The sequence below is a fragment of the Shewanella gelidimarina genome, assembly GCF_023283945.1.
GTDB classification, from domain to species: domain Bacteria; phylum Pseudomonadota; class Gammaproteobacteria; order Enterobacterales; family Shewanellaceae; genus Shewanella; species Shewanella gelidimarina.
Window position 1 is genome coordinate 1 of the sequence record NZ_JAKIKW010000078.1, and the last position, 505, is coordinate 505.

The following is a 505-nucleotide window of genomic DNA, read 5'->3' on the forward strand; positions in this document are numbered from 1 at the left end:
CACCTCGGTAAGCTTCAATATTTGCGTTTCAACCCAACCTCGGCGATGGTCGTAGTTTTTACCCGTGTATTTATCATCACCACAGAGAAAGGCACGACGCACTACGCGGCTGCAACAGTGATAATACGGGGTGTCTTCGATACTGATCAGAGTTCGTCTTGGTCTTGGTCTTGGCATACAACCTCCTTGTTAAATGCTCTTTCAAAGCTTAGTCGGAGGTTATCAGTTATGCCATTAACAATGGCTGTCTATGTATTTTTAAATATTTAGGCCGAAAGAGTGGTGTTCTGCTTGACGTGGGGAGTCATACCAACGCCTTGCTAAGCGGCGCAGAATAGTTGGCTAAAATGTGCGAGGAACGAAGCGCAGCCAACTGTTTTGCGTCCGTTTGAGCAACTTGTTGAACGAAGCCGCTATGCGGCAGAAGAGATAACAAGCCTCTTTGCTCTCCCATCCTAAATACTTACTAGTACAGGTCTTGTTAGGCCATTATTACTAGGAGTAT

Annotated in this window: 1 pseudogene; it reads right to left on the minus strand. The window is 45.7% G+C overall.

What is annotated here, in order from left to right:
- Positions 1-177 (minus strand): annotated as a pseudogene (locus L2729_RS21580) (transposase); the annotation flags it as partial.
- Positions 178-505 lie beyond the last annotated feature (328 nt).